The sequence below is a fragment of the Mycobacterium alsense genome (assembly GCF_002086635.1).
Taxonomy (GTDB): Bacteria; Actinomycetota; Actinomycetes; order Mycobacteriales; family Mycobacteriaceae; genus Mycobacterium; species Mycobacterium alsense.
In genome coordinates this window covers 78,198-103,695 of the sequence record NZ_MVHD01000009.1, presented here as the reverse complement: position 1 = coordinate 103,695, position 25,498 = coordinate 78,198, and the positions used below count along the sequence as shown (strand labels likewise).

The window sequence follows — 25,498 nt, the reverse complement described above, 5'->3', positions numbered from 1 at the left end:
AGCATGAGCACCGACGACGCAAGACGGCCGATCCGGCGCGCGTTGATCAGCGTCTACGACAAGACCGGGCTGATCGAGCTCGCCCAGGGTCTCAGCGCCGCCGGCGTGGAGATCGTCTCGACCGGCTCGACGGCGAAGACCATTGCGGGCAAAGGGATTCCGGTAACCCCCGTGGAGGAGCTGACCGGGTTTCCCGAGGTGCTCGACGGCCGCGTCAAGACGCTGCACCCGCGGGTGCACGCCGGGCTGCTCGCCGACCTGCGCAAGCCCGAGCACGCCGCGGCGCTCGAGCAGCTCGGCATCGCGGCGTTCGAACTGGTCGTCGTCAACCTGTATCCGTTCAGCGAGACGGTCGGCTCCGGCGCCGGCATCGACGAGTGCGTCGAGCAGATCGACATCGGCGGGCCCTCGATGGTCCGGGCGGCCGCCAAGAACCACCCCAGCGTGGCGGTGATCACCGACCCGCTCGGCTACGACGGCGTGCTCGCCGCGGTGCGCAACGGCGGATTCACCCTCGCCGAGCGCAAAAGGCTGGCGTCGCTGGCATTTCAGCACACCGCGGACTACGACATCGCCGTCGCCGGCTGGATGGAGTCGACGCTGGCGCCCGAGCACCCGCCCACGGCGTTCCCGCGGTGGCTGGCCGGCAGCTGGCGGCGTACGGCGATGCTGCGCTACGGCGAGAACCCGCACCAGCAGGCGGCGCTCTACGGCGATCCGGGCGCATGGCCGGGCCTGGCGCAGGCCGAGCAGCTGCACGGAAAAGAGATGTCCTACAACAACTTCACCGACGCGGACGCGGCCTGGCGGGCGGCCTTCGACCACGAGGAGACGTGCGTGGCGATCATCAAGCACGCCAACCCTTGTGGGATCGCAATCTCGTCGGTATCGGTCGCCGACGCGCACCGCAAGGCCCACGAATGCGATCCGCTGAGCGCCTACGGCGGCGTGATCGCGGCGAACACCGAGGTCAGCCTCGAGATGGCGGAGTACGTCAGCACCATCTTCACCGAAGTGATCGTCGCGCCGGCCTACGCGCCGGGCGCGGTCGAGGCGTTGACGCGGAAGAAGAACATCCGCGTGCTGGTGGCCTCCGAGCCGCTGGCCGGCGGCAGCGAGCTGCGCCCGGTCAGCGGCGGGCTGCTGGTGCAGCAGCGTGACCAGCTCGACGCGCACGGCGACAACCCGGCCAACTGGACGCTGGCGACCGGGGCGCCGGCGGACCCGAAGACGTTGACGGACCTGGTTTTTGCGTGGCGGGCGTGCCGCGCGGTCAAGTCGAACGCGATCGTCATCGCCGGCGACGGCGCCACCATCGGCGTCGGCATGGGTCAGGTCAACCGGGTCGACGCGGCCCGCCTCGCCGTCGAGCGCGGCGGCGACCGGGTGCGCGGCGCGGTCGCCGCCTCGGACGCGTTCTTCCCGTTCCCGGACGGACTCGAGATGCTGACCGCCGCCGGGGTGAAGGCGGTGGTGCATCCGGGCGGATCGGTGCGCGACGACGAGGTGACCGCCGCGGCCGCCAAGGCCGGTGTCACGTTGTACCTGACCGGCGCCCGCCACTTCGCGCACTGAGCGGCCCACTGGGCGGCCCTGAACGCTCGGCGCGTGAGCGTTGTGCCGACCGCGTAGCGTGGAGTGGTGCCATCACCGAGTAATCTGCCCCGCACCGTCGGCGAGCTGCGCGCCGCCGGGCACCGCGAGCGGGGGGTCAAACAGGAAATACGCGAAAACCTGCTCACCGCGTTGGCCGAGGGTGACGAGGTCTGGACGGGCATCCTGGGGTTCGACGACACCGTATTGCCTCAGCTCGAGCGGGCGCTGATCGCGGGTCACGACTTCGTCCTGCTGGGCGAACGCGGCCAGGGCAAGACCCGCCTGCTGCGGGCGCTGGTCGGGCTCCTCGACGAGTGGACGCCGGTGATCGACGGGGCCGAGCTCGGCGAGCATCCGTACCGGCCGATCACGCCCGAGTCGATCCGGCGGGCCGCCACGCTGGGCGACGACCTGCCCGTGGCGTGGAAGCACCGCAGCGAGCGCTACACCGAAAAGCTGGCCACCCCCGACACGAGCGTCGCCGACCTGGTCGGTGACATCGACCCGATCAAGGTCGCCGAGGGCCGCAGCCTCGGTGACCCGGAGACCATCGCCTACGGGCTCATCCCGCGCGCGCACCGCGGCATCGTCGCGGTCAACGAGCTGCCCGACCTCGCCGAGCGCATCCAGGTGTCGATGCTCAACGTCATGGAGGAGCGCGACATCCAGGTCCGCGGGTACACGCTGCGCCTGCCGCTGGACGTGTTGGTGGTCGCCAGCGCGAACCCCGAGGACTACACCAACCGGGGCCGCATCATCACCCCGCTGAAGGACCGGTTCGGCGCCGAGATCCGCACCCACTACCCGCTGGAGCTGGAGGCCGAGGTCGGGGTGATCGTGCAGGAAGCCCATCTGTCCGCTCAGGTGCCCGACTACCTGATGCAGGTGATCGCGCGGTTCGCCCGGTACCTGCGGGAGTCGAACTCGATCGATCAGCGGTCGGGGGTGTCGGCGCGGTTCGCGATCGCGGCGACCGAGACGGTCGCGGCCGCGGCACGCCATCGCGGCGCGGTGCTGGGGGAGACCGATCCGGTGGCCCGGGTCGTCGACCTCGGCACGGTGATCGACGTGCTGCGCGGCAAGCTGGAGTTCGAGTCGGGCGAGGAAGGCCGCGAGCAGGCGGTGCTCGAGCACCTGCTGCGCCGCGCGACCGCCGACACCGCCGCCCGGGTGCTGGGCGGCATCGACGTCGGTTCGCTGGTCGCCGCGGTCGAGGGCGGTTCCGCGGTCACGACGGGTGAGCGGGTGTCGGCCAAGGACGTGCTCGCCGCGGTCCCCGGGCTGGACGTCGTGGACAAGATCGCGGCCAAGCTGCACGCCGAGTCCGAGGGCGAGCGCGCCGCGGCATTGGAACTGGCGCTCGAGGCGTTGTACCTGGCCAAGCGGATCGACAAGGTGTCCGGGGAGGGTCAGACGGTCTATGGCTGATTCTGATCGTGACGACCCGCAGCGCCCGGCCTCGCCGCGCTTGCGATCGTCACGGGGGCACTCGTCGCGATATTCGGCGTACACCGGCGGGCCCGACCCGCTGGCGCCGCCGGTGGATCTGCGCGAGGCGCTCGAACAGATCGGGCAGGACGTCATGGCCGGCACCTCGCCGCGCCGTGCGCTCTCGGAGTTGCTGCGCCGCGGCACCAAGAACATGCCCGGGGCCGACCGGCTGGCGGCCGAGGCGAACCGGCGCCGACGGGATCTGTTGCGCCGCAACAACTTGGACGGCACCCTGCAGGAGATCAAGAAGCTACTCGACGAGGCGGTGCTGGCGGAGCGCAAGGAGCTGGCCCGCGCGCTGGACGACGACGCCCGCTTCGGCGAGTTGCAGCTGGACGCGTTGCCGGCGTCGCCGGCCAAGGCCGTGCAGGAGCTCGCGGACTACAACTGGCGCAGCGGGGAGGCCCGCGAAAAGTACGAGCAGATCAAGGATTTGCTCGGCCGCGAGATGCTGGACCAGCGCTTCGCGGGCATGAAGCAGGCGCTGGAGGGCGCCACCGACGAGGATCGCCAGCGGGTCAACGAGATGCTGAACGACCTCAACGAACTGCTGGACAAGCACGCCCAAGGGCAGGACTCGCAGCAGGATTTCGAAGACTTCATGGACAAGCACGGCGAGTTCTTCCCGGAGAACCCGCGCAACGTCGAGGAGCTGCTGGATTCGCTGGCCAAGCGCGCCGCAGCGGCCCAGCGCTTCCGCAACAGCCTGAGCCCCGACCAGCGGGCCGAGCTGGATGCCCTGGCGCAGCAGGCATTCGGGTCGCCGGCGTTGATGGAGGCGCTCAACCGGCTCGACGCGCACCTGCAGGCCGCGCGGCCGGGCGAGGACTGGACCGGGTCCGAGCAGTTCTCCGGCGACAACCCGTTCGGCATGGGCGAGGGCACCCAGGCGTTGTCGGACATCGCCGAGCTGGAGCAGCTGGCCGAGCAGCTGTCGCAAAGCTACCCGGGCGCCACCATGGACGACGTCGACCTCGACGCACTGGCCCGCCAGCTCGGCGACCAGGCGGCGATCGACGCCCGCACGCTCGCCGAACTGGAACGCGCACTGGTCAATCAGGGGTTCTTGGACCGCGGTTCCGATGGCCAGTGGCGACTGTCCCCGAAGGCGATGCGCCGGCTCGGGGAGACGGCGTTGCGCGACGTGGCGCAACAGCTCTCCGGTCGCCGCGGCGAGCGCGATCACCGGCGCGCCGGCGCCGCGGGCGAGCTGACCGGCGCGACGCGGCCCTGGCAGTTCGGCGACACCGAGCCGTGGAACATCTCCCGCACGCTGACCAACGCGGTGCTGCGCCAGGCGGGAACGGCCACCCTCGCCGACGGGCCCATCCGCATCACCGTCGACGACGTCGAGATCTCGGAGACCGAGACCCGCACGCAGGCCGCGGTGGCGCTGTTGGTCGACACGTCGTTTTCGATGGTGATGGAGAACCGCTGGCTGCCCATGAAGCAGACGGCGCTGGCGCTCAACCACCTGGTATGCACGCGCTTTCGCTCGGATGCCTTGCAGATCATCGCCTTTGGCCGTTACGCCCGCACGGTGACGGCCGCCGAGCTGACCGGCCTGGAGGGCGTCTACGAGCAGGGCACCAACCTGCATCACGCGCTGGCGCTGGCGGGGCGCCACCTGCGCCGGCACCCGAACGCGCAGCCCGTCGTGCTGGTGGTGACCGACGGGGAGCCCACCGCGCACCTCGAGGATTTCGACGGGGACGGCTCGGCGGTGTTCTTTGATTACCCGCCGCACCCGCGGACCATCGCCCACACCGTGCGCGGATTCGACGACATGGCAAGGCTCGGCGCGCAGGTGACGATCTTCCGGCTGGGCGACGACCCCGGCCTGGCCCGGTTCATCGATCAGGTCGCCCGCCGGGTGGAGGGCCGCGTCGTGGTGCCCGATCTCGACGGCCTGGGGGCCGCGGTGGTCGGCGACTACCTGCGGTCGCGCCGCCGCCGGTGAACCCCCGCAAGAGGAGAAGCTCGTGAGCAAGGTGCCAACGATCGAACTCAACGACGGCGCGCGCATCCCACAGCTGGGCTTCGGCGTGTTTCAGATCAAGCCCGACGAAACCGCCGCGGCCGTGAAGTGTGCCCTCGACGTCGGATACCGGCACATCGACACCGCCCAGATGTACGGCAACGAAAGGGAAGTCGGCCAGGGGGTGCGCGACGCCGGCCTGGACCGCGCCGAGGTCTACATCACCAGCAAGCTCAACAACGGCCGTCACGAGCCCGACGACGCGCGCCGCGCATTCGACAAGACGCTGGCGGCCCTGGACTCCGACTACGTCGACCTGTTCCTCATCCACTGGCCGCTGCCCACGCTCTACGGCGGCGACTTCGTCTCCACCTGGAAGGTCCTCGAGGAGTTCGCCCGCGACGGCCGGGCCCGCAGCATCGGCGTCTCGAATTTCCAGCCCGCGCACCTGGATCGGCTCGCCAAGGAAACCGAGACCGTCCCCGCGGTCAACCAGATCGAGGTTCACCCGTACTTCGGCAACGAAGAGGTCCGCGCCTACGGCCGCGAGCACGGCATCGTCACCGAGGCGTGGTCACCGATCGCGCAGGGCAAGGTGCTCGGCGATCCGGTGATCAACCGCATCGCCGAGGCCCGCGGCAAGTCCCCGGCGCAGGTGGTATTGCGTTGGCATGTCCAGCGCGGCGACGTCGTCTTCCCCAAATCCGTGACGCCGGAACGCATCCGAGCCAACTTCGAGCTCTTCGACTTCGAGCTGGACGACTCCGACATGGGCGCGATCTCGGCGCTGGACAAGGGCGAGTCGGGCAGGCGGGGCCCCCACCCGGACAGGTTCGACTACATACCGGGCTGACGGCCCAACGCCTGGGGCGCAACGAGTCTGGCGCTAGCCGCGCGGCCGGCGGGCCCGGCGCTTGATGCCCACGCCGCCCCACAGCGAGAAACCGCGAACCCGCACTTTCGGCGCGCCGGGGGTGCCCTGGCCGAGCACGCTTTGGTCGAAGCCGCCCATCACGCCGTGGCCGTGGATCTCGACGTTGACCTCGGGCGGCACCAAGATGTTCTGCATGCCCATGATCGAGATCGCGTGGATCTCGACCTCGGTGGAGGTGAAGTCGGCGTAGCGCAGGTCCACCACCCCGTTGCCCCACAAGGTGAACGTGGTCAGCTTCTTCGGCACGTTCCACCGGCCGCGGCGCTCGAACCCGCTCATCAGGGCCAGCAGCAACATCGACGGCGCGGGATTGGGTTTGCCGCCGCGGCGCGGACCCAGCATCGCGCCGGGCAGGTCGGCCCGCAGCTGATCCAGCTCCTCGTACGTCGTCGCCGCGTAGGCGCGCGTCAGGCGGTCTTCGTAGTCCTTGAGCTGTAGGCGACCCTGCTCGGCGGCGTACGCCAGCAACTGCGCGACCTGAATGCGATCCGTGTCGGCCGCGCGCTCCCCTTCGTCACGCGTGTCCCCGCCGTCGGGGGTAGCGCGGGTGTCGCGCTGCGCTGAGTTGCTCATCACCCACGAGCGTACGACGTAGAAGTTTTGCTGCAAGGGTGTTGGCTAAACTGCAACCTTCTTCCCAGGTCGGGCCGGATTTCGCCAGGCAGGAGCGCCGCGGCCGCACGCGTCGGGGGAACGGTTAGACGTTTGCCCAACGGGGGCGACGCTTCTGCAGAAACGCCAGCATGCCCTCGCGCGCTTCGTCGGAGACGAACAGCCGCGCCGACTCCTCGGTGAGCCGCTCGGCGTCGCGGTCGAACGCCTCCAGGACCGCGGCCGTCGTCAGCGCCTTGGACGCCGCGAGGCCCTGCGGCGAGCCGCGGCTCACGTCGGCGACCAGCTTGTGCACCGCGGCGCCCACGTCGTCGGCCGCCATCGTCACGAGCCCGATGTCGGCGGCCACCGAGGCGTCGAACGTCTCGCCGGAGAGGTAGTAGCGCGCCGCGGCGCGCGCCGAGATCTTCGGCAGCAGCGTCAGCGAGATGATCGACGGCGCGACACCGATCCGGGCCTCGGTCAGCGCGAAGGTGCTGCGCGGGCCGGCCACCGCGATGTCGCAGGCGGCGACGAGCCCGAACCCGCCCGCGCGCACGTGCCCGTCGACGGCGGCGATCACCGGCAGCGGCGAGGAGACGATGGCGCGCAGCAGCTCGGTCATCTCCCGGGCCCGGGCCACGGCCATGTCGAACGGGCTGCCTTCGCCGGCCTCGCTCAGGTCGGCGCCCGCGCAGAACGTGCCGCCCTCGTGGCCCAGCACCACCACCCGCACCACGGGGTCGGCGGTGGCGTCGCGCAGGCCCTGGTGCAGCTGGCTGACCAGGGCGGTGGAAAGCGCGTTGCGGTTGTGCGGAGAGTTCAGCGTGAGCCGCGCGAAGGGCCCACCGGTTGCGGCCGGGCCCGCGTAGTCGACGAGGGTGTCCATCAGTAGCTTCGGGGCAGGCCCAGCGATGTCTGCGCCACGAAGTTCAGCACCATCTCGCGGCTGATCGGGGCGATCCGCCCGAGCCGCGCCGAGGCCAGCATGGCGGCGACGCCGTACTCCTTGGTCAGCCCGTTGCCGCCCAGCGACTGCACGGCCTGGTCGACGGAGCGGGTGGCCGCCTCGGCCGCGGCGTACTTGGCCATGTTGGCGGCCTCGGCGGCCCCCGCGTCGTCGCCGCTGTCGTAGAGGGACGCGGCCTTCTGCATCATCAGCTTGGCCAGCTCGACCTCAATGTGGCACTGCGCCAACGGATGTGACAGCCCCTGGTGTGCGCCGATGGGGGTGGACCAGACCTGGCGCGTCTTGACGTAGTCGACGGCCTTGCTCAGCGCGAACCGTCCCATGCCCACCGAGCTGGCCGCGCCCATGATGCGCTCGGGGTTCAGGCCGGCGAAAAGCTGTGCGATCGCGGCGTCCTGGGCCCCGACGAGCGCATCGCTGGGCAGCCGGACGTCGTCGAGGAACACCTGGAATTGACGCTCGGGGCTGATCAGCTCCATCTCGATCGGGGTGTAGGTGAAGCCGGCCGCGTCGGTGGGCACCACAAACAGGGCGGGGCGCAGCTTGCCCGTCTTCGCCTCTTCGGTGCGCGCCACCACGAGCACCGCCTGCGCCTGGTCGATGCCGGAGATGAAGACCTTCTGGCCCTTGAGGATCCAGTCGCCGCCGTCGCGGCGGGCGGTGGTGGTGATCATGTGCGAGTTGGAGCCGGCGTCTGGCTCGGTGATCGCGAACGCCATCGTCAGCGAGCCGTCGGCGATGCCGGGAAGCCAGCGCTTCTTCTGCTCCTCGGTGCCGAACTTGCTGATGATGGTGCCGTTGATGGCCGGTGACACCACCATCAGCAGCAGCGCGCTGCCGGCGGCCGCCATCTCCTCCATCACCAGCGACAGCTCGTACATGCCGGCGCCGCCACCGCCGTACTCTTCGGGCAGGTTCACCCCGAGAAAGCCGAGTTTTCCTGCCTCGGACCATAATTCAATAGTGTGCTCGTGTGCGCGCGCCTTCTCCAGGTAGTACTCCTCGCCGTAGTTGGACGCCCACTCGGCCACCGTTTTGCGCAGGGCCCGGCGTTCCTCGTTCTCGATGAAGCTGGTGTCGGTCATCTCGGTTCTCCTTGTGCTTCAGGCGCTTCCACTCGTGCGAGGACGGCGCCCACCTCGACTTGCTGGCCGGTATCGACGTTGAGCTCGGCGAGCACGCCGTCGGACGGCGCGGCGATCGTGTGTTCCATCTTCATCGCCTCCAGCCAGATCAGCGGCTGGCCGGCGGTGACGGTGTCGCCGACCGCGGCGGCGAGGCGGATGACGTTGCCGGGCATCGGCGCCACCAAAGAACCCTGCGCCACGGCCGAACCCGGCTCGGGGAACCTCGGCAGCGCGACCAAATGCACCGGTCCCCGTGCCGAGTCGACGTAGACGTCTGCCGAACCGGGGGCGCCGTAGCGCCGCACCGAGAAGTTGTGCTCCACGCCGTCGGCGGACAGCACCACCTCGTCCGGGGCGGCCGAGATCAGCCGCACCGACTCGTCGGCCGGCAGCGCCAAACCTTCCCTGCTGAACCGGTATTCGACGCGATGTTCGGTGTTGTGGTCGTCTCGGTAGGCCTTGTCCTGGTAGCCCGACGCCAGGTTGCGCCAACCGCTGGGGAGCGCGCCGAGCACTCGGGCCGTCGCGCGGTTGTGCGCGGCGTCGGCGAGCGCGGCCGCGACGGCCGACAGCCGGACCGCCGCCTCGTCGGCCAGGGGGGCGGAGAGCCGCTCGAGGCCGTGCGTGTCGAAGAACGCGGTGTCGGTGGCACCCTCGAGAAATGCGGGGTGTCGCAGCACGTTCACCAGCAGCTCGCGGTTGGTGCGCACGCCGTGCAGGCGCGCGCGGGCCAGCGCATCGGCCAACACCCGCGCCGACTGCGCGCGGGTGGGGGCGTAGGAGATCACCTTGGCCAGCATCGGGTCGTAGTGGATCGACACCGTGGACCCGTCGGCGATCCCGGAATCCAGGCGGATCCCGGTCCGCCGCTCCAGCGACGCGAACTCCGCCCGGACCCCCGGCACCTCGAACGTGTGCATCACGCCGACCTGCGGCTGCCACCCGTGCGCGGGGTCCTCGGCGTAGAGCCGGGCCTCGATCGAATACCCCTGCGCGGCGGGTGGTTCCGGGTCGAGGCGGGCGCCGTCGGCCACCGTCAGCTGCAGCTCGACCAGGTCCACCCCGGCGGTCTCCTCGGTGACCGGGTGCTCGACCTGCAGCCGGGTGTTCATCTCGAGGAAGTAGAACTCGCCGTCTTGGGAGTCTGGGTCGGCGAGGAACTCGACCGTCCCCGCCCCGGTGTAGCCGATCGCGCCCGCCGCGAGCCGGGCCGCGTCGAACAGCTTGGCGCGCATGCCCGGCGTCCGCTCGACCAGCGGCGAGGGCGCCTCCTCGATGATCTTCTGGTGGCGGCGCTGTATCGAGCATTCGCGTTCCCCGACGGCCCACACCGTGCCGTGGGTGTCGGCGAGGACCTGAACCTCCACGTGGTGGCCCGTGGGCAGGTAGCGCTCGCAGAACACGGTCGGGTCGCCGAACGCCGACTGCGCCTCGCGCCGCGCCGCGGCGACTTCGCCGGGCAGAGCGGACAATTCGCGCACCACCCGCATCCCGCGGCCGCCACCGCCGGCGGACGCCTTGACCAGCACCGGCAGCTGGGCCTGCGTGACGGTGTCGGGGTCGAGTTGGTCGAGCACCGGGACCCCGGCGGCGGCCATCAGCTTCTTGGACTCGATCTTGGAGCCCATCGCGCGCACCGCGTCCACCGGCGGGCCCACCCAGGTCAGGCCGGCGTCGGCCACGGCGGCGGCGAAATCGGCGTTCTCCGCGAGGAATCCGTAGCCGGGATGCACCGCGTCGGCGCCGGCTGCGCGGGCGGCGGCGATGATCGCATCGGCATTGAGATAGTCGTTGACGTTCGGCAGCCGGACCCGCGCGTCGGCTTCGGCGACATGCGGGGAGGCGGCGTCGGGGTCGGTGTAGACGGCGACGGTGCCCAGGCCCAGCCGCCGGCAGGTGGCGAACACGCGCCGGGCGATCTCGCCGCGGTTGGCGACCAGCACTCGGGTGATTCCCATGACGCTCACATCCGGAAGACGCCGAAGTTCGACGTCCCCTCGATCGGGCCGGTGGCGATGGCGGACAAACACATTCCCAGCACCGTGCGGGTGTCGCGCGGGTCGATCACTCCGTCGTCGTAGAGCATCCCCGACAGCACCAGCGGCAGCGACTCGGCTTCGATCTGGCCCTCGACGGCCGCCCGCATCGCGGCGTCGGCCTCCTCGTCGACCTGCTGGCCGCGGGCCTCGGCGGCGGCGCGGGCCACGATCGACAGCACCCCGGCCAGTTGCGCGCCGCCCATCACCGCGGATTTCGCGCTTGGCCACGCGAACAGGAAACGCGGGTCGTAGGCCCGCCCGCACATGCCGTAGTGGCCGGCGCCGTAGGACGCGCCGATCAGCAGCGAGATGTGCGGGACGGTGGAGTTGGACACGGCGTTGATCATCATCGACCCGTGCTTGATCATGCCGCCTTCCTCGTAGTCCTTGCCGACCATGTAGCCGGTGGTGTTGTGCAGGAACAACAATGGCGTGTCGGACCGATTGGCCAGCTGGATGAACTGGGTGGCCTTCTGGGACTCCTCGCTGAACAGCACGCCGCGGTGGTTGGCGAGGATGCCCAGCGGGTAGCCGTGCAGCCGGGCCCAGCCGGTCACCAGCGACGAGCCGTACATCGGCTTGAATTCGTCGAATTCGGAGCCGTCGACGATGCGGGCGATCACCTCGCGGGGGTCGAACGGGATGCGCAGGTCCGCCGGCGCGACGCCGATCAGCTCCCCGGCGTCGTAGAGCGGCTCGCTCACCGGCCCGGGGGCGGGCCCGCGCTTGACCCAGTTCAGCCGGGCCACGATGCGCCGTCCGACGCGGATGGCGTCGAGTTCGTCGACCGCGAAGTAGTCCGCCAAACCCGATATGCGGGCATGCATTTCGGCGCCGCCGAGTGATTCGTCGTCGGACTCCTCACCGGTGGCCATCTTCACCAGCGGGGGACCGGCCAAAAACACCTTGGAGCGTTCCTTGATCATCACCACGTGGTCGGACATGCCCGGGATGTACGCGCCGCCCGCGGTGGAGTTGCCGAACACCAGCGCGATCGTCGGAATGCCCGCCGCCGACAGCCGGGTCAGGTCGCGGAACATCCGCCCGCCGGGGACGAAGATCTCCTTCTGCGTGGGGAGATCCGCGCCCCCGGACTCCACCAGGGAGATCACGGGAAGCCGGTTCTCGAAGGCGATTTGGTTGGCCCGCAGGATCTTTTTCAGGGTCCAGGGGTTGCTGGTGCCGCCCTTGACCGTGGGGTCGTTGGCGACGATCAGGCATTCGACGCCTTCGACCACGCCGATACCGGTGACCATGCTGGCGCCGACGGTGAAGGAGCTGCCCCAGGCGGCCAGCGGGCTCAGTTCCAAAAACGGCGAGTCGGGGTCGAGGAGCAGCTCGATGCGTTCGCGCGCGGTCAGCTTGCCGCGGGCGTGGTGGCGCTCGACGTACTTGGGGCCGCCGCCGGCAAGGGCTTTGGCGAGCTCGGCGTCGATCTCCCCGAGCCGCTGGGTGGCCACCGACGCGGCCTCGGCGTAGTCGGGTGAAGCGGGATCGAGCGTCGTCTGCAGCACCGTCATGATTGGAACCCAAGGGTTTTGGCCGCCAGCGCGGTGAGGATTTCGGTGGTCCCGCCACCGATGCCCAGGATCCGCATGTCCCGGTACTGGCGTTCGACCTCGGATTCGGCCATGTAGCCCATGCCGCCAAAGAGCTGCACGGCCTGGTTGGCGACCCATTCCCCGCACTCGACGGCGGTGTTCTTGGCGAAACACACCTGCGCGATGAGGTTGGCCTCCCCGGCGAGCTGGCGCTCCACCACGTGCCGGGTGTAGACGCGGGCGACGTCGATGCGGCGGGCCATCTCGGCCAGTGTGTTCTGCACCGACTGGCGGGAGATCAGCGGCCGGCCGAACGTCTCCCGGTCGCGACACCACGCCGCCGTGATGTCGAGGCAGCGTTGCGCGCTCGAATACGCCTGCGCGGCAAGGCCGACCCGCTCGGCGACGAATGCCTGGGCGATCTGGGCGAATCCGCTGTTCTCGGCGCCGACGAGGTTCGCCGCCGGCACCCGCGCATCGGTGAACGCCAGCTCGGCGGTGTCCGAGGACCGCCAGCCCATCTTGTCCAGCTTGCGGCTGACCTCGAACCCGGGCGTGCCCTTCTCGATCACCAGCAGCGAAACCCCGGCCGCGCCGGGGCCGCCGGTGCGCACCGCGGTGACGACGTAGTCGGCGCGGACCCCGGAGGTGATGTAGGTCTTGGCGCCGTTCACGACGTAGTGATCGCCGTCCTTGACCGCGCTGGTGCGCAGATGCCCGACGTCGGAACCGCCGCCGGGCTCGGTGATGGCCAGCGCGCCGATCTTCTCGCCGGCCAGCGTCGGCCGCACGAATTCGTCGATCAGCCGGGCGTCGCCGGAGGCGATCATGTGCGGCACCGCGATGCCGCAGGTGAACAGCGACGCGAAGACGCCGCCGGGTGCGCCGGCCTGGTGCACCTCCTCGCAGATGATCAGCGAGTCGGCGCCGTCCCCGCCGCCACCGCCGGCTGCCTCGGGAAAGCCCGCGCCCAGCAGGCCGGCCGCCCCGGCGCGGCGGTGCAGCTCGCGCGGCAGCTCGCCGGTGCGCTCCCACTCGTCGGCGCTGGGCAGGATCTCGCGTTCGGTGAACGAGCGCACCGTCTTTCGCAGTTGCTCGCGCTCGGGCGTGCTCCAGATACTCACAACAACCTTTCCGGGATGTCGACGTGGCGGCCGCGCAGCCATTCGCCCAGCCCCTTGGCCTGGGGGTCGAACCGCGCCTGATACGCGACGCCCTGACCCAGGATGCCGTCGATGACGAAGTTCAGCGCGCGCAGGTTGGGCAGCACGTGGCGGGTGACGGGGAAGTCCGCGGCCTCGGGCAGCAACTCGGTGAACAGCTCGACGGTCAGGGTGTTGGCGAGCCAGCGCCATTGGTCGTCGGTGCGCACCCAGACGCCGACGTTGGCCGAACCACCCTTGTCGCCGCTGCGGGCCCCGGCGATGCGGCCCAGCGGCGCCCTGACGACCGGACCGGCCGGCAGTGGCTCCGGCAGCGGCGGGGGATCGGCGGCGGTGAGTTCCAAAGTCTCGGTGGCGCACGGGATTTCGGTGCGAGTACCGTCGGCGTGCACCGCGATGTGCGGGACCTGTCCGGCGTCGACGTACCCCGCGGTGAACACGCCGTACACCTGACCGTCGCCCGGCGGGGCGGTCACGTGGAAGCCGGGGTAGCTGGCGAGCGCCAATTCCACTGCCGCCGACGAGAATTGGCGTCCGACGTTGGTGGGATCGGGATCGCGCACGACGCAGTGCAGCAGGGCACTGGCCGCTTCCTCGGTGTCGGCGTCGGCGTGGTCGGTGCGCGCCAGGGTCCACTGCAGCTCGGCGGGCTTGACGGTGAGCGCGGCCTCGAGCTGGCGGCGCACCAACTCGGCCTTGGCCTCGATGTCCAGGCCCGTCAGCACGAACGTCAGGGCGTGGCGGACCCCGCCGATGCTGTTCAGCGACACCTTGAGCGTGGGCGGCGGTGGCTCGCCGCGCGCGCCGGTGATGCGCACCCGGTCGGGGCCGTCCGCGGACAGCTCGACGCTGTCCATCCGCGCGGTGACGTCGGGGTTGGCGTAGCGCGCGCCGGTGATCTCGTAGAGCAGCTGCGCGGTGACGGTGTCGACGCTGACCAGGCCGCCGGTGCCGGGATGCTTGGTGATCACCGACGAGCCGTCGGCGTAGACCTCGGCCAGAGGGAAACCGGCGTGGGTCAAGTCGGGGATTTCGGTGAAGAACGAGTAGTTGCCGCCGGAGGCCTGCACCCCGCACTCGATGACGTGTCCGGCGACGACGGCGCCGGCGAGTTGGTCGTAGTCGGCGCGGCCCCAGCCGAAGTGCGCGGCGGCCGCCCCGACGATCACCGAGGCGTCGGTGACCCGGCCGGTGACGACGACGTCGGCGCCGTCGCCCAGGCAGTCGACGATTCCCCAGGCGCCCAGGTAGGCGTTCGCCGTCAGCGGGTCGCCCAGCCCGAGCTCGGCCGCGCGCGGCTGCAGGTCGTCACCCTCGACGTGGGCCACCTTGACCGGCACGCCCAGCCGCTCGGCCAGACCGCGGATCGCGTCGGCCAGCCCCGCCGGGTTCAGGCCGCCGGCGTTGGCGACGATGCGGACCCCGCGGTCGCGGGCCTCGCCCAGGCAGTCCTCGAGCTGGGTCAAAAACGTCTTGGCATAGCCGCGCTCGGGGTTCTTCATCTTGTCCCGGCCCAGGATGAGCATCGTCAGTTCGGCCAGGTAGTCGCCGGTTAGGTAGTCCACGGGGTCGTCGGAGCCGCCGGTGAGCATCTCGCGCATCGCCGAGAGCCGGTCGCCGTAGAACCCGGAGCAGTTCGCGATCCGGACCGCGCCGGAACTACCGGCCCCAGATACAGAGGCCATCCAGTCCTCCCATCTGCGCTTCCTCGTGACCGCGAAGTGACCGCGAACCAACCAACCACTCGGTAGGTTAGCGGGTGCCGCGGGCGTCACGTCAAGGATGCCCGGTCGGCTCCCTCCCGCGCCGAGATCGCCCCGTGGTCGTTCTCGCCCTGATCACGGCCGCCACGGCAACCTGGGGGTGCTCCCGGCGCGCGCCGGCGCCGTTTTGGCGACCGGCTGGCCACCGACTATCCTGGGACCCAATCGTCGCACGTTCGGCCGTCCCCCGGGGGCCGCGATGTCGCGCGACTTGCCCGTAGCAGCCCCAACGAGGAATGAGGCCCGACCATGGCCGTACCCAAGCGCAGGATGTCGCGCGCGAACACCCGGAGCCGCCGCGCCCAGTGGAAGGCCACCAAGACCGAGCTCGTCGGTGTGACGGTCGCGGGCCAGCGGCACAAGGTCCCGCGCAGGCTGCTCAAGGCGGCACGTCTCGGGCTCATCGACCTCGAGCGCCGCTAGGTCTCGGCAAACACGCGGCGCGTCTCTCAGCCCGCTCTCAGGCGCTAGGGCGAAACTGGTGGCCGTGCGAATACTTGTCGTCGACGACGATCGTGCGGTACGCGAGTCGCTGCGCAGGTCGCTCTCCTTCAACGGCTATTCGGTCGAGCTGGCCCACGACGGGGTCGAGGCCCTCGACATGATCGCCAGCGACCGGCCCGACGCACTCGTCCTGGACGTGATGATGCCCCGGCTGGACGGGCTCGAGGTGTGCCGCCAGCTGCGCAGCACGGGCGACGACCTGCCGATCCTGGTGCTCACCGCGCGCGACTCGGTCTCGGAGCGCGTCGCCGGGCTGGACGCCGGTGCCGACGACTACCTGCCCAAGCCGTTCGCCCTCGAAGAGCTGCTGGCCCGCATGCGCGCGCTGCTGCGGCGCACCAAGCCCGACGACGACGCCGAGTCGGTCGCGATGAGTTTCTCCGACCTGAGCCTGGACCCGGTGACCCGCGAGGTCACTCGCGGCCAGCGCCCGATCAGCTTGACCCGCACCGAGTTTGCCCTGCTGGAAATGTTGATCGCCAACCCGCGCCGGGTGCTCACCCGCAGCCGCATCCTCGAGGAGGTGTGGGGGTTCGACTTCCCCACCTCCGGCAACGCGCTGGAGGTCTACGTCGGCTATCTGCGCCGCAAAACCGAGGCCGAGGGCGAGCCGCGACTGATCCACACGGTCCGCGGGGTGGGCTACGTCCTTCGGGAGACGCCGCCCTGATGACCGAAGAGCAACGATGACCCTGTTCCGCCGGCACCGGCGCGCACCGCTGCGAGCCGCGAGCTCGTTGTCGTTGCGGTGGCGGGTGATGCTGCTGGCGATGTCGATGGTCGCGATGGTCGTCGTGCTGATGGCGCTCGCCGTGTACGCGGTGATCTCGGCCGCGCTCTACAGCGACATCGACAACCAGCTGCAGAGCCGCGCGCAGCTGCTGATCGCCAGCGGCTCGCTGGCCGCCGACCCGGGCAAGGCCATCGAGGGCACCGCCTACTCCGACGTCAACGCGATGCTGGTGAACCCGGGCCACTCCGTCTACACCGCCAACCAGCCCGGCCAGGCCCTGCCCGTGGGACCCACCGAGAAGGCGGTCATCAGCGGCGAGTTGTTCATGTCGCAGCGCACCGTGGGCGAGCAGCGCATCCTGGCCATCCACTTGCCCAACGGCAGTTCGCTGCTGCTCTCCAAGAGCCTGAAGCCCACCGAGATGGTGATGACCAAGCTGCGCTGGGTGCTGCTGATCGTCGGCGGGATCGGTGTCGCGGTCGCCGCGGTGGCCGGGGGCATGGTCACCCGGGCGGGGTTGCGCCCGGTGGCCCGCCTGACCCAGGCCGCCGAGCGGGTGGCGCGCACCGACGACCTGCGGCCCATCCCGGTGTTCGGCAGCGACGAATTGGCCAGGCTCACCGAGGCTTTCAACCTGATGCTGCGGGCCCTGGCCGAGTCGAGGGAGCGGCAGGCGCGCCTGGTGACCGATGCCGGACACGAACTGCGCACCCCGCTGACGTCGCTGCGCACCAACGTCGAGCTGCTGATGGCGTCGATGGAACCCGGGGCGCCCCGGCTGCCCGAACAGGAGATGGTCGACCTGCGCGCCGACGTGCTCGCGCAGATCGAGGAATTGTCCACCCTGGTGGGCGATTTGGTGGACCTCACCCGCGACGACGCCGGTCAGGTCGTGCACGAGACGGTCGACATGTCGGAGGTGATCGACCGCAGCCTGGAGCGGGTTAGGCGGCGGCGCAACGACATTCACTTCGACGTCGAGGCGATCGGATGGCAGGTCTACGGCGACGCCGCCGGGCTGTCGCGCGCGGTGCTCAACCTCATGGACAACGCGGCCAAGTGGAGCCCGCCGGGCGGCCGCGTCGGCATCACGCTGCGGCAACTCGACCCGTCGCACGCCGAGCTGGTGGTGTCGGACCACGGGCCCGGCATCCCGTTGCACGAGCGGCGCCTGGTGTTCGAGCGGTTCTACCGGTCCACGACGGCCCGGTCGATGCCGGGTTCGGGGCTGGGGCTGGCGATCGTGAAAAAGGTGGTGCTCAACCACGGCGGGTTGCTTCGCGTCGAGGACACGGTGCCCGGCGGCCAGCCGCCGGGGACCTCCATCTATGTGCTGCTGCCCGGCCGCCCGATGCCGACGGCGCCCTACCCCGCGGCCGGCCCCCGCGCCGAGACCACGACGACCCAACCCATCGGGCCCGTGACGGACGCCACGGAGAACTCTCGGCGATCGGCGAACGTTATCTCAGTGGACTCTCAGTCCGCGCAGGCAAGGTAGTTCTGCAGCTAGTGTTGGACTCGAGCCCGATCGAGCCGAAATACCGATATAGGAAGAGCGACGTAGCGTCATGACGGATGACCCGAGGTATTCGCCACCGCCGCAGCAACCGGGGTACCGCGCCGGGCCTAATCAGCCTGTTCCGCCCGCATATGCGCAGGGGCGCCACCAGCCGTACAACCCGCAGTTCGACTGGCGTTACCAAACGGCCCAGCCGACGGCGCAATACCGCCGGCCCTACGAGCCGTTCAGCGGCACCGGGCCGGTCCGGACGCCCGGCGGCACCGGGCCGGGCCCGATCCACGGCGGTACCGGGACGGGCCCGATCCCCGGCGGAACGGGCACCGGCCCGATCCACATGCTGCCGCCGATGGGTCCCGGGGGGCCGCCCCCGGCACCCCAAAAGCGTTCCCGCGCAGGCTTATTGACCGCGGGCGCGCTGGCCATCGCGGTCGTGTCGGCGGGCATCGGCGGGGCGGCCGCGACGGCCGTCGAGCTGGGCACGCACACCACCGGCGGCAACGGGCACAGCGTCATCCCGGGGGTCGCCCCCAGCGTCCCGGCCGCGAACATGCCGCCGGGCAGCGTGGAGCAGGTCGCCGCCAAAGTGGTGCCCAGCGTCGTCATGCTCGAGACCGACATCGGCCGTCAGTCGGAGGAGGGCTCCGGCATCGTCCTGTCGACCGACGGGCTGATCCTGACCAACAACCACGTCGTCGCCGCCGCGGCCAAGCCGGGCGGTCCGGGTGGACCGGGCGTCCCGGGGGGTCTGGCCGGTCCGCAACCGAAGACGACGGTGACTTTCTCCGACGGCCGCACCGCGCCGTTCACCGTGGTCGGTGCCGACCCGACCAGCGACATCGCGGTGATCCGCGTCCAGGGCATCTCCAACCTCACCCCCATCTCGCTGGGCTCGTCGTCGGATTTGCGGGTCGGCCAGCCGGTGGTGGCGGTCGGCTCACCCCTGGGCCTGTCGGGCACGGTGACCACGGGGATCATCAGCGCGATGAACCGGCCGGTGTCCACCACCGGTGAGACGGGCAACCAGAACACGGTGCTGGACGCGATTCAGACCGACGCCGCGATCAACCCGGGTAACTCCGGCGGGGCGCTGGTCAACATGAGCGGCCAGTTGGTGGGCGTCAACTCGGCGATCGCCACCCTGGGCGCCGACTCGCCCGACGCGCAGAGCGGCTCGATCGGGCTGGGCTTCGCGATCCCGGTCGACCAGGCCAAGCGCATCGCCGACGAATTGATCAGCACCGGCAAGGCGTCGCACGCGTCGCTCGGCGTCCAGGTGACCAGCGACAAGGGCACGCCGGGCGCCAAGGTGGTCGAGGTGGTGCCCAACGGCGCGGCCGCGTCGGCGGGACTGCCCAAGGGGGTCGTGGTCACCAAGGTCGACGATCGCCCCATCAACAGCGCCGACGCGTTGGTCGCCGCGGTGCGGTCCAGGGCGCCCGGCGACAAGGTGTCGTTGACGTTCCAGGATCCCGGCGGGGGGAGCCGCACCGTGCAGATCACCCTCGGCAAGGCGGATCAGTGATGCGCGTCGATGAGCCCTCGGCGGCGGGATTGTCCGACCTCGGATATACGGTGGCATCCATGGAAACGGGTGCGGAGTTGGTGGTCGGCCGGGCGCTGGTCGTGGTGGTCGACGATCGCACCGCGCACGGCGACGAGGACCACAGCGGACCGCTGGTCACCGAGCTGTTGACCGAGGCGGGGTTCGTCGTCGACGGAGTAGTGGCGGTCGCGGCCGACGAGGTCGAGATCCGCAACGCGCTGAACACCGCGGTGATCGGCGGGGTGGACCTGGTGGTCTCGGTCGGCGGGACCGGCGTCACCCCGCGCGACGTCACGCCGGAGGCCACCCGCGAGATCCTGGATCGCGAGATCCTGGGCATCGCCGAAGCCATCCGCGCGTCGGGGCTGTCCGCGGGCATCATCGATGCCGGATTGTCGCGCGGCCTGGCCGGGGTGTCCGGCAGCACGCTGGTGGTCAACCTCGCCGGCTCGCGCTACGCGGTGCGCGACGGGATGGCAACGTTGAATCCGCTCGCCGCCCAGATCATCGGCCAGCTGTCGAGCCTGGAAATCTAGCCGCGCGTCACTGAGATTCGGCGTCCGCGCGGGGGCCGTGCTCCGGCGGTGGCGTCTTGGCGGCGGCCCCGCCGTGCCTGCCCGACGAATCCCCGTTGCCCGACTCCGCCAGCAGGTCGCGGATCTCGGTGAGCAGCACGATCTGCGCGTCGTCGGCCTGTTCGACCTCGCCGCGCCTGCGCAGGGTGTTGTAGGGCAGCACCACGAAGAAGTACACGACGGCCGCGATCAAAACGAAGTTGATCGCCGCCGACAGCAGGATGTTCAAGTCGATGGTCTGGCCGCCGCCGATGCCGATCTTGAGGATGCCGACATCGGACTGCTGTTTGACACCGATCCGGTTGATCAGCGGCGTGATGATGCTGTCGGTGAACTTGGTGACCAATGCGGTAAAGGCGGTACCGATGACGACCGCGACGGCCAGGTCGACGATATTGCCCCGCGCGAGAAACTCCTTGAACCCTTTGAGCATCGGGCTGGTCCTTTCTGGACTGGACAGAGTTTGCTATCGATCACGTGCCCAACAGCGGCGAGGCGCTCAATGCAGGGTCAGCGTCACCGTCTGACCCAGCGTCGAGCCCGCCACCGTGTTCGCCACGCGAGCCGGCAGCGCAACCAACACTACGCGGTCGCTATCCGCAGCCTGGGCCTTCGGCTTGGCCGAAACAAGCACGACGACGGCGTCAGTTGCTACCACTTTGGTCACGGTCGCGGTGCCCGGCGCATCGGTGGCCGGGGCGGCCAGCACGTCCACGACGTCGCCGACCCGGACCAAGTCGATCAGGCCGCCGTCCGCCAGGTGCAGCGGCACGATGCGGGCGCCGGGCCCGGCCTTCGACGCGATCGCGGCGTCGGCCAGCCGGCTGCCGAGCAACCGGACGTCGGTGAGCACCTCGCCGCGACGCGTGGGGCCGGCCAGCGTCGATCCGACCACCGCGGCGATTCCGACCTGCGCCCCATCGGGAACCGTTGTGGCCGAACGCCTTTCGAGGCGCACATCGTCGACGGTCAAGGCGGCGCCCGGACGCAGGTCGCGCACGGCCACCACCACCTCGGCGTAGTCGCCGTCCGGATTCGACCGCAGCGTCGCAATGCCGGCCAGCACCACGAGGCCGCCGGCGGCGGCGCGCCGGGCCAGCGCGGTGCGCGTCCAGTCGGGGCGCAACGACGCCGAAATCCGGCGCAGCAGCGCCGGATTCAGCGATGGGTTGCCCACCGCGCAACGGTAACCGCCGGGCGACGCCCGGGGTGTGGGTCAAAAACGCGGGTTGTGGATAACCGGCTCAGCTGGCCGCGGCGGCGGCCGGTGCGGCGGTGCTGGTCGACTTCTCGCTCGAGCCGCCTTTATCGCCCGAGCCGCCCGAGGCGCTCGAGCCGCTCTTGTCGCCGGAGGCCTTCTCGCCCGACCCCGACGCCGACGCCGACTCGCCGGACCCGTTTGTGGAGCCGTTCGACTTCTTGCCGTCCGCGCGGCTGTCGGTGCGGTAGAAGCCGCTGCCCTTGAACACCACGCCCACGGAATTGAACAGCTTGCGCAGGCGACCGGAGCACTTCTCGCACGTGGTCAGCGCGTCGTCGGTGAAGGCCTGCACAACGTCGAAGCGGTCGGCGCACTGGGTGCACGCGTAGCTGTAGGTCGGCACGAGAACCTCCGAGATTCTGTCGGGCTGCATTAGCACTCTACCGTTTCAAGTGCTAGAACCGCTACGTGATCGGGATCATTCCCCGCCGAAAAGCGCGATCAGGCCCTTCCCGGGGGTCAGCGCGTGGGTCATCGGCACGTCGTGGGGCTCGGCGGGCAGCTCGTCGACGAACTCGTCGTCGCGCACGATCGCGATCACCCGCGCGGCCGGGTCGCGGTCGGCCAGCGAGCGGTCGTAGAAGCCGCGCCCCCGGCCCAGCCGCACGCCCCGGCGGTCGACGGCCAGCGCCGGCACGAGCAGCAGGCCGGCGTGGCCCAGGGCGTCCGCCGGCAGGAGGGGATCGGGCGGCTCGAGCAGGCCCCACGGTCCGGGGACGAGCGCGCCCGGCCGGTATTCACCCCAGCGCAGCGGCAGCGGCGTGCCGTCCGCGCCGGTGCGCGCGACCGGCAGCAGCAGCCGCGCACAGCGGCGCAGCAACACGTCCAGCATCTCTGTCGACCCCGGCTCGGCGCCCACCGGCACGTACGCGCAGACCGTGCCCTCACCGTCGACCACCGCCTCCAGCCGCTCGGTGAGCGCGCGCGCCTCGGCGGCGCGGACGTCGTCAGCAACGCGACGCCGCGCGGCCAGCAGCTGCCCGCGCAACGCGGCCTTGCTCACGGCTGCCATGCCGTCAACGATCGCAGGCCCGGCGCGCCCACCGCCACACCGCCTCGGCGTACCTGACGAGGGCTATCGTTTGAACAATGTCCCGCCGAGATGTTCCGATCCCCTTGACGGCGATCGTCCCCGCGGCCGGCCTGGGCACGCGTTTTTTGCCCGCCACCAAGACGGTGCCCAAGGAGCTGCTGCCGGTCGTCGACACTCCCGGCATCGAGCTGGTCGCCGCGGAGGCGTCCGAGGCGGGCGCGGAACGGCTGGTGATCGTCACCTCCGAGGGCAAGGACGGCGTCGTCGCGCACTTCGTCGAGGACCTGGTGCTGGAGGGCACGCTGGAGGCGCGGGGCAAGAAGGCCATGCTCGACAAGGTGCGGCGCGCGCCGCAGCTGATCAAGGTGGAGTCCGTGGTGCAGGCCGAGCCGCTCGGCCTGGGGCACGCCATCGGCTGCGTGGAGCCCACGCTGTCCGCCGACGAGGACGCCGTCATGGTGCTGCTGCCCGACGACCTGGTGTTGCCGACGGGCGTGCTGGTGACCATGTCGAAGGTGCGCGCCGACTACGGCGGCACGGTGCTGTGTGCGATCGAGGTGGCGCCCGAGGAGATCAGCGCCTACGGCGTTTTCGACGTCGACCCGGTGCCCGACGACAATCCCGACGTGCTGCGGGTCAAGGGCATGGTCGAAAAGCCCAAGCCCGAAGACGCCCCGTCGATGTATGCCGCGGCGGGCCGCTACGTGCTCGACCGGGCCATCTTCGACGCGCTGCGCCGCATCGACCGGGGCGCCGGCGGCGAGGTGCAGCTCACCGACGCGATCGCGCTGCTGATCGACGAGGGCCACCCCGTCCACGTCGTCGTGCACCGAGGATCCCGACACGACTTGGGAAATCCTGGCGGCTACCTGAAGGCTGCGGTTGACTTTGCATTGGATCGTGATGACTATGGCCCGGATTTGCGGCGATGGTTGGTGGCGCGGTTGGGCCTGACCGAGCAGTGACGCCGGTACCCGCCAGGGCTCAAGCGGCGAGCGCCATCGAGGGCAGAGAGGCGCGCTTGTGCGTTCTGTTGAGGAGCAGCAGGCCCGGATAACGGCGGCCGCGGTGGCCCCGCGGCCGATACGCGTGGCCATCGCCGAGGCGCAGGGGCTGATGTGCGCCGAGGAAGTGGTGACCGAGCGGCCCATGCCCGGGTTCGACCAGGCCGCGATCGACGGCTACGCGGTGCGCAGCGTCGACGTGCTCGGCATCGGTGAGGTGGGCGTCGACAGCCTCGGTGAGCCGCCCAACGAGGACGGCGGCGACGACGAAGACCGGCGCGACGGGCTGGTGCTGCCGGTGATGGGAACGATCGAGGCCGGCTCGCGCACGCCCAGCCGGCTGCAGCCGCGCCAGGCCGTCCGCGTGCAGACCGGCGCGCCGCTGCCCACCCTCGCCGACGCCGTGCTGCCGATCCGCTGGACCGACGGCGGGACGTCGCGGGTGCGGATCTACCGCGGGGCGCCGTCGGGCGCCTACGTGCGCCGCACCGGCGACGACGTCCAGCCCGGTGACGTCGCCGTGCGCGCCGGGACGATCATCGGCGCGGCGCAGGTCGGCCTGCTGGCGGCCGTGGGCCGCGACCGGGTGCTGGTGCACCCGCGGCCGCGGCTGTCGGTCATCGCCGTGGGCGGCGAGTTGGTCGACATCTCGCGCAGCCCGGGAAACGGGCAGGTCTACGACGTCAACTCCTACGCGCTGGCGGCGGCGGCCCGCGACGCCGGGGCGGAGGTCAACCGCATCGGCATCGTCAGCAACGACCCCAAGCAGCTGCGCGAAGTCGTCGAGGGCCAGATCAATCGAGCCGAGGTCGTGGTGATCGCCGGCGCGGTCGGGGGAGCCGCCGCCGAGGCGGTTCGCTCGGTGCTGTCCGAGCTCGGCGAGATGGAGGTCGTGCGCGTCGCCATGCATCCGGGGTCCGTGCAGGGCTTCGGGCAGCTGGGTCACGAGGGCGTGCCGACGTTCCTGCTGCCCGCCAACCCGGTCAGCGCCCTGGTGGTCTTCGAGGTGATGGTGCGGCCGCTGATCCGGCTCTCGCTGGGCAAGCGCCAGCCGATGCGTCGGATCGTGCAGGCCCGCGCCCTGTCGCCGATCACCTCGGTCGCCGGGCGCAAGGGTTACCTGCGCGGACAGCTGATGCGCGACCAGGACACCGGCGAGTATCTGGTGCAGGCGCTGGGCGGGGCTCCCGGGTCGTCGCACCTGCTGGCCACGCTGGCCGAGGCGAACTGTCTGGTCGTCGTCCCCAGCGGCGCCGAACAGATCCGCACGGGGGAGATCGTCGACGTCGCGTTCCTGGCCCAGCGCGGCTAGGCCCACCGACCGCTTATGAACCTGTTGCGCACCAGTTCCCGTCATCCCGGTTGGCCCCTGGATGTGGGCCCGCTGCGGGTGCCGGCCGGCGTCGTGCGGCTGCGGGCCGTCCGGATGCGTGACGGCACGCAGTGGAGCCGGATCCGGCTGGCCGACCGCGCGCACCTCGAGCCCTGGGAGCCCAGCGCCGACGGCGATTGGGCGATCCGGCACACCGTCGCCGCGTGGCCCGCGTTGTGTTCGGGCCTGCGCGCCGAGGCCCGCAAGGGCCGCATGCTGCCCTACGTCATCGAGCTCGACGGGCGGTTCTGCGGCCAGCTGACCATCGGCAACGTCACCCACGGGGCGCTGCGGTCGGCCTGGATCGGCTACTGGGTGCCCAGGTCCGCCACCGGCGGCGGGGTGGCGACGGCGGCGTTGGCGCTGGGCCTCGACCACTGCTTCGGCCCCGTCATGTTGCATCGCGTCGAGGCCACCGTGCGCCCGGAGAACGCCGCGAGCCGCGCCGTGCTGGCAAAGGTCGGGTTCCGGGAGGAGGGCCTGTTGCAGCGCTACCTCGAGGTGGACCGGGCCTGGCGCGACCACCTGCTGATGGCCATCACGGTCGAAGAGGTGCAGGGATCGGTCGCGGCGACGCTGGTCCGCGCCGGTCAGGCCAGCTGGGCGTGACACGGGGTTCCGGGGCTGAGGACGCCCCGCCTGGGATGGGGCTAGCGCGACACGAGTGACATTTGGTGCTTGTGAGAGGCAAATTACAGGTGTGTAATTGTGCTGGTCACTCGGCCCGGCCGCGCCGGCCAGCCTCGCGGGGGTCAGGA

At 70.7% G+C, this 25,498-nt stretch carries 23 protein-coding genes; 12 read left to right on the top strand and 11 right to left on the bottom strand.

Annotation, left to right across the window (positions count from 1 at the left end):
- Positions 1-3 precede the first annotated feature (3 nt).
- The 4 genes from purH (at position 4) to BST11_RS08285 (ending at position 5,918) form a co-directional block, all read left to right on the top strand.
- Positions 4-1,575, top strand: a complete 1,572-nt coding sequence (gene purH / locus BST11_RS08300) for a bifunctional phosphoribosylaminoimidazolecarboxamide formyltransferase/IMP cyclohydrolase (protein ID WP_083137441.1) — start codon at positions 4-6, stop codon at positions 1,573-1,575.
- A gap of 63 nt (positions 1,576-1,638) precedes the next feature.
- Positions 1,639-3,024, top strand: coding sequence for a sigma 54-interacting transcriptional regulator (locus BST11_RS08295; protein WP_068213966.1), 1,386 nt, complete (start codon positions 1,639-1,641; stop codon positions 3,022-3,024).
- On the top strand, positions 3,017-5,047 hold the full coding sequence (locus BST11_RS08290) for a vWA domain-containing protein (protein ID WP_083137440.1): 2,031 nt from the start codon (positions 3,017-3,019) through the stop codon (positions 5,045-5,047). Before BST11_RS08295 ends, BST11_RS08290 begins: the two co-directional genes overlap by 8 nt.
- 22 nt (positions 5,048-5,069) lie before the next feature.
- Entirely contained in the window at positions 5,070-5,918 is an 849-nt protein-coding gene (locus BST11_RS08285) for an aldo/keto reductase (RefSeq protein WP_083137439.1), read from the top strand.
- 33 nt (positions 5,919-5,951) lie between these two features.
- On the opposite strand, the gene BST11_RS08280 is transcribed toward BST11_RS08285, so the two are convergent.
- From BST11_RS08280 to BST11_RS08250, 7 genes are all read right to left on the bottom strand, one after another.
- Complete coding sequence (locus BST11_RS08280) at positions 5,952-6,572, bottom strand: DUF1707 SHOCT-like domain-containing protein (RefSeq protein WP_083137468.1); 621 nt, start codon at positions 6,570-6,572, stop codon at positions 5,952-5,954.
- 124 nt (positions 6,573-6,696) lie between these two features.
- Positions 6,697-7,479, bottom strand: a complete 783-nt coding sequence (locus BST11_RS08275; RefSeq protein WP_083137438.1) for an enoyl-CoA hydratase family protein — start codon at positions 7,477-7,479, stop codon at positions 6,697-6,699.
- Positions 7,479-8,645 carry an acyl-CoA dehydrogenase family protein gene (locus BST11_RS08270; RefSeq protein WP_083137437.1) on the bottom strand — a complete coding sequence of 389 codons (1,167 nt, stop codon included), beginning with the start codon at positions 8,643-8,645 and terminating at the stop codon, positions 7,479-7,481. Before BST11_RS08270 ends, BST11_RS08275 begins: the two co-directional genes overlap by 1 nt.
- Positions 8,642-10,645 (bottom strand): ATP-binding protein, encoded by a 2,004-nt coding sequence (locus BST11_RS08265; RefSeq protein ID WP_083137467.1) that lies wholly within the window; start codon positions 10,643-10,645, stop codon positions 8,642-8,644. The genes BST11_RS08270 and BST11_RS08265 overlap by 4 nt, the downstream gene beginning before the upstream one ends.
- 5 nt (positions 10,646-10,650) lie before the next feature.
- Positions 10,651-12,240: an acyl-CoA carboxylase subunit beta gene (locus BST11_RS08260; protein WP_211284675.1), complete on the bottom strand. Its 1,590-nt coding sequence runs from the start codon at positions 12,238-12,240 to the stop codon at positions 10,651-10,653.
- Positions 12,241-12,242: 2 nt separating this feature from the next.
- Positions 12,243-13,391 carry an acyl-CoA dehydrogenase family protein gene (locus BST11_RS08255; RefSeq protein ID WP_083137435.1) on the bottom strand — a complete coding sequence of 383 codons (1,149 nt, stop codon included), beginning with the start codon at positions 13,389-13,391 and terminating at the stop codon, positions 12,243-12,245.
- Positions 13,388-15,115: an acyclic terpene utilization AtuA family protein gene (locus BST11_RS08250; RefSeq protein ID WP_083137434.1), complete on the bottom strand. Its 1,728-nt coding sequence runs from the start codon at positions 15,113-15,115 to the stop codon at positions 13,388-13,390. The genes BST11_RS08255 and BST11_RS08250 overlap by 4 nt, the downstream gene beginning before the upstream one ends.
- A gap of 327 nt (positions 15,116-15,442) precedes the next feature.
- Here BST11_RS08250 and rpmF point away from each other — a divergent pair, with 327 nt between their 5' ends.
- The 5 genes from rpmF (at position 15,443) to BST11_RS08220 (ending at position 20,031) form a co-directional block, all read left to right on the top strand.
- Positions 15,443-15,616, top strand: a complete 174-nt coding sequence (gene rpmF / locus BST11_RS08245) for a 50S ribosomal protein L32 (protein ID WP_083137433.1) — start codon at positions 15,443-15,445, stop codon at positions 15,614-15,616.
- A gap of 64 nt (positions 15,617-15,680) precedes the next feature.
- Positions 15,681-16,367, top strand: coding sequence for a two-component system response regulator MprA (gene mprA, locus BST11_RS08240; RefSeq protein ID WP_067320277.1), 687 nt, complete (start codon positions 15,681-15,683; stop codon positions 16,365-16,367).
- Between the two features lie 16 nt (positions 16,368-16,383).
- A complete protein-coding gene (locus tag BST11_RS08235; protein WP_083137432.1) occupies positions 16,384-17,928 on the top strand; it encodes a HAMP domain-containing sensor histidine kinase in 1,545 nt (514 codons plus the stop codon).
- A gap of 70 nt (positions 17,929-17,998) precedes the next feature.
- Complete coding sequence (locus BST11_RS08225; protein ID WP_083137431.1) at positions 17,999-19,474, top strand: S1C family serine protease; 1,476 nt, start codon at positions 17,999-18,001, stop codon at positions 19,472-19,474.
- On the top strand, positions 19,474-20,031 hold the full coding sequence (locus tag BST11_RS08220; protein WP_067320284.1) for a MogA/MoaB family molybdenum cofactor biosynthesis protein: 558 nt from the start codon (positions 19,474-19,476) through the stop codon (positions 20,029-20,031). The genes BST11_RS08225 and BST11_RS08220 overlap by 1 nt, the downstream gene beginning before the upstream one ends.
- Positions 20,032-20,038: 7 nt before the next feature.
- Here BST11_RS08220 and mscL read toward each other — a convergent pair whose 3' ends face one another.
- The 4 genes from mscL to BST11_RS08200 all read right to left on the bottom strand — a co-directional run bounded on the left by mscL (position 20,039) and on the right by BST11_RS08200 (position 22,343).
- Positions 20,039-20,503: a large-conductance mechanosensitive channel protein MscL gene (mscL, locus tag BST11_RS08215; protein WP_083137430.1), complete on the bottom strand. Its 465-nt coding sequence runs from the start codon at positions 20,501-20,503 to the stop codon at positions 20,039-20,041.
- Between the two features lie 66 nt (positions 20,504-20,569).
- The gene (locus BST11_RS08210) at positions 20,570-21,247 is read right to left on the bottom strand and encodes an SAF domain-containing protein (protein ID WP_083137429.1); all 678 of its coding nucleotides are present in this window, start codon (positions 21,245-21,247) and stop codon (positions 20,570-20,572) included.
- Between the two features lie 67 nt (positions 21,248-21,314).
- A complete protein-coding gene (locus BST11_RS08205; RefSeq protein ID WP_083137466.1) occupies positions 21,315-21,674 on the bottom strand; it encodes an FmdB family zinc ribbon protein in 360 nt (119 codons plus the stop codon).
- A gap of 75 nt (positions 21,675-21,749) precedes the next feature.
- On the bottom strand, positions 21,750-22,343 hold the full coding sequence (locus BST11_RS08200; protein ID WP_083137428.1) for a 5-formyltetrahydrofolate cyclo-ligase: 594 nt from the start codon (positions 22,341-22,343) through the stop codon (positions 21,750-21,752).
- Positions 22,344-22,420: 77 nt separating this feature from the next.
- On the opposite strand from BST11_RS08200, the gene BST11_RS08195 reads away from it, so the two are divergent.
- The 3 genes from BST11_RS08195 to BST11_RS08185 are packed head-to-tail and all read left to right on the top strand — an operon-like array spanning position 22,421 to position 25,349.
- Positions 22,421-23,329 carry a UTP--glucose-1-phosphate uridylyltransferase gene (locus tag BST11_RS08195; RefSeq protein WP_083137427.1) on the top strand — a complete coding sequence of 303 codons (909 nt, stop codon included), beginning with the start codon at positions 22,421-22,423 and terminating at the stop codon, positions 23,327-23,329.
- A 58-nt stretch (positions 23,330-23,387) separates the two neighbouring features.
- Positions 23,388-24,680: a molybdotransferase-like divisome protein Glp gene (gene glp / locus BST11_RS08190; protein WP_083137426.1), complete on the top strand. Its 1,293-nt coding sequence runs from the start codon at positions 23,388-23,390 to the stop codon at positions 24,678-24,680.
- A gap of 15 nt (positions 24,681-24,695) precedes the next feature.
- Positions 24,696-25,349 (top strand): GNAT family N-acetyltransferase, encoded by a 654-nt coding sequence (locus tag BST11_RS08185; RefSeq protein WP_067320306.1) that lies wholly within the window; start codon positions 24,696-24,698, stop codon positions 25,347-25,349.
- The last annotated feature ends 149 nt before the right edge of the window (positions 25,350-25,498 follow it).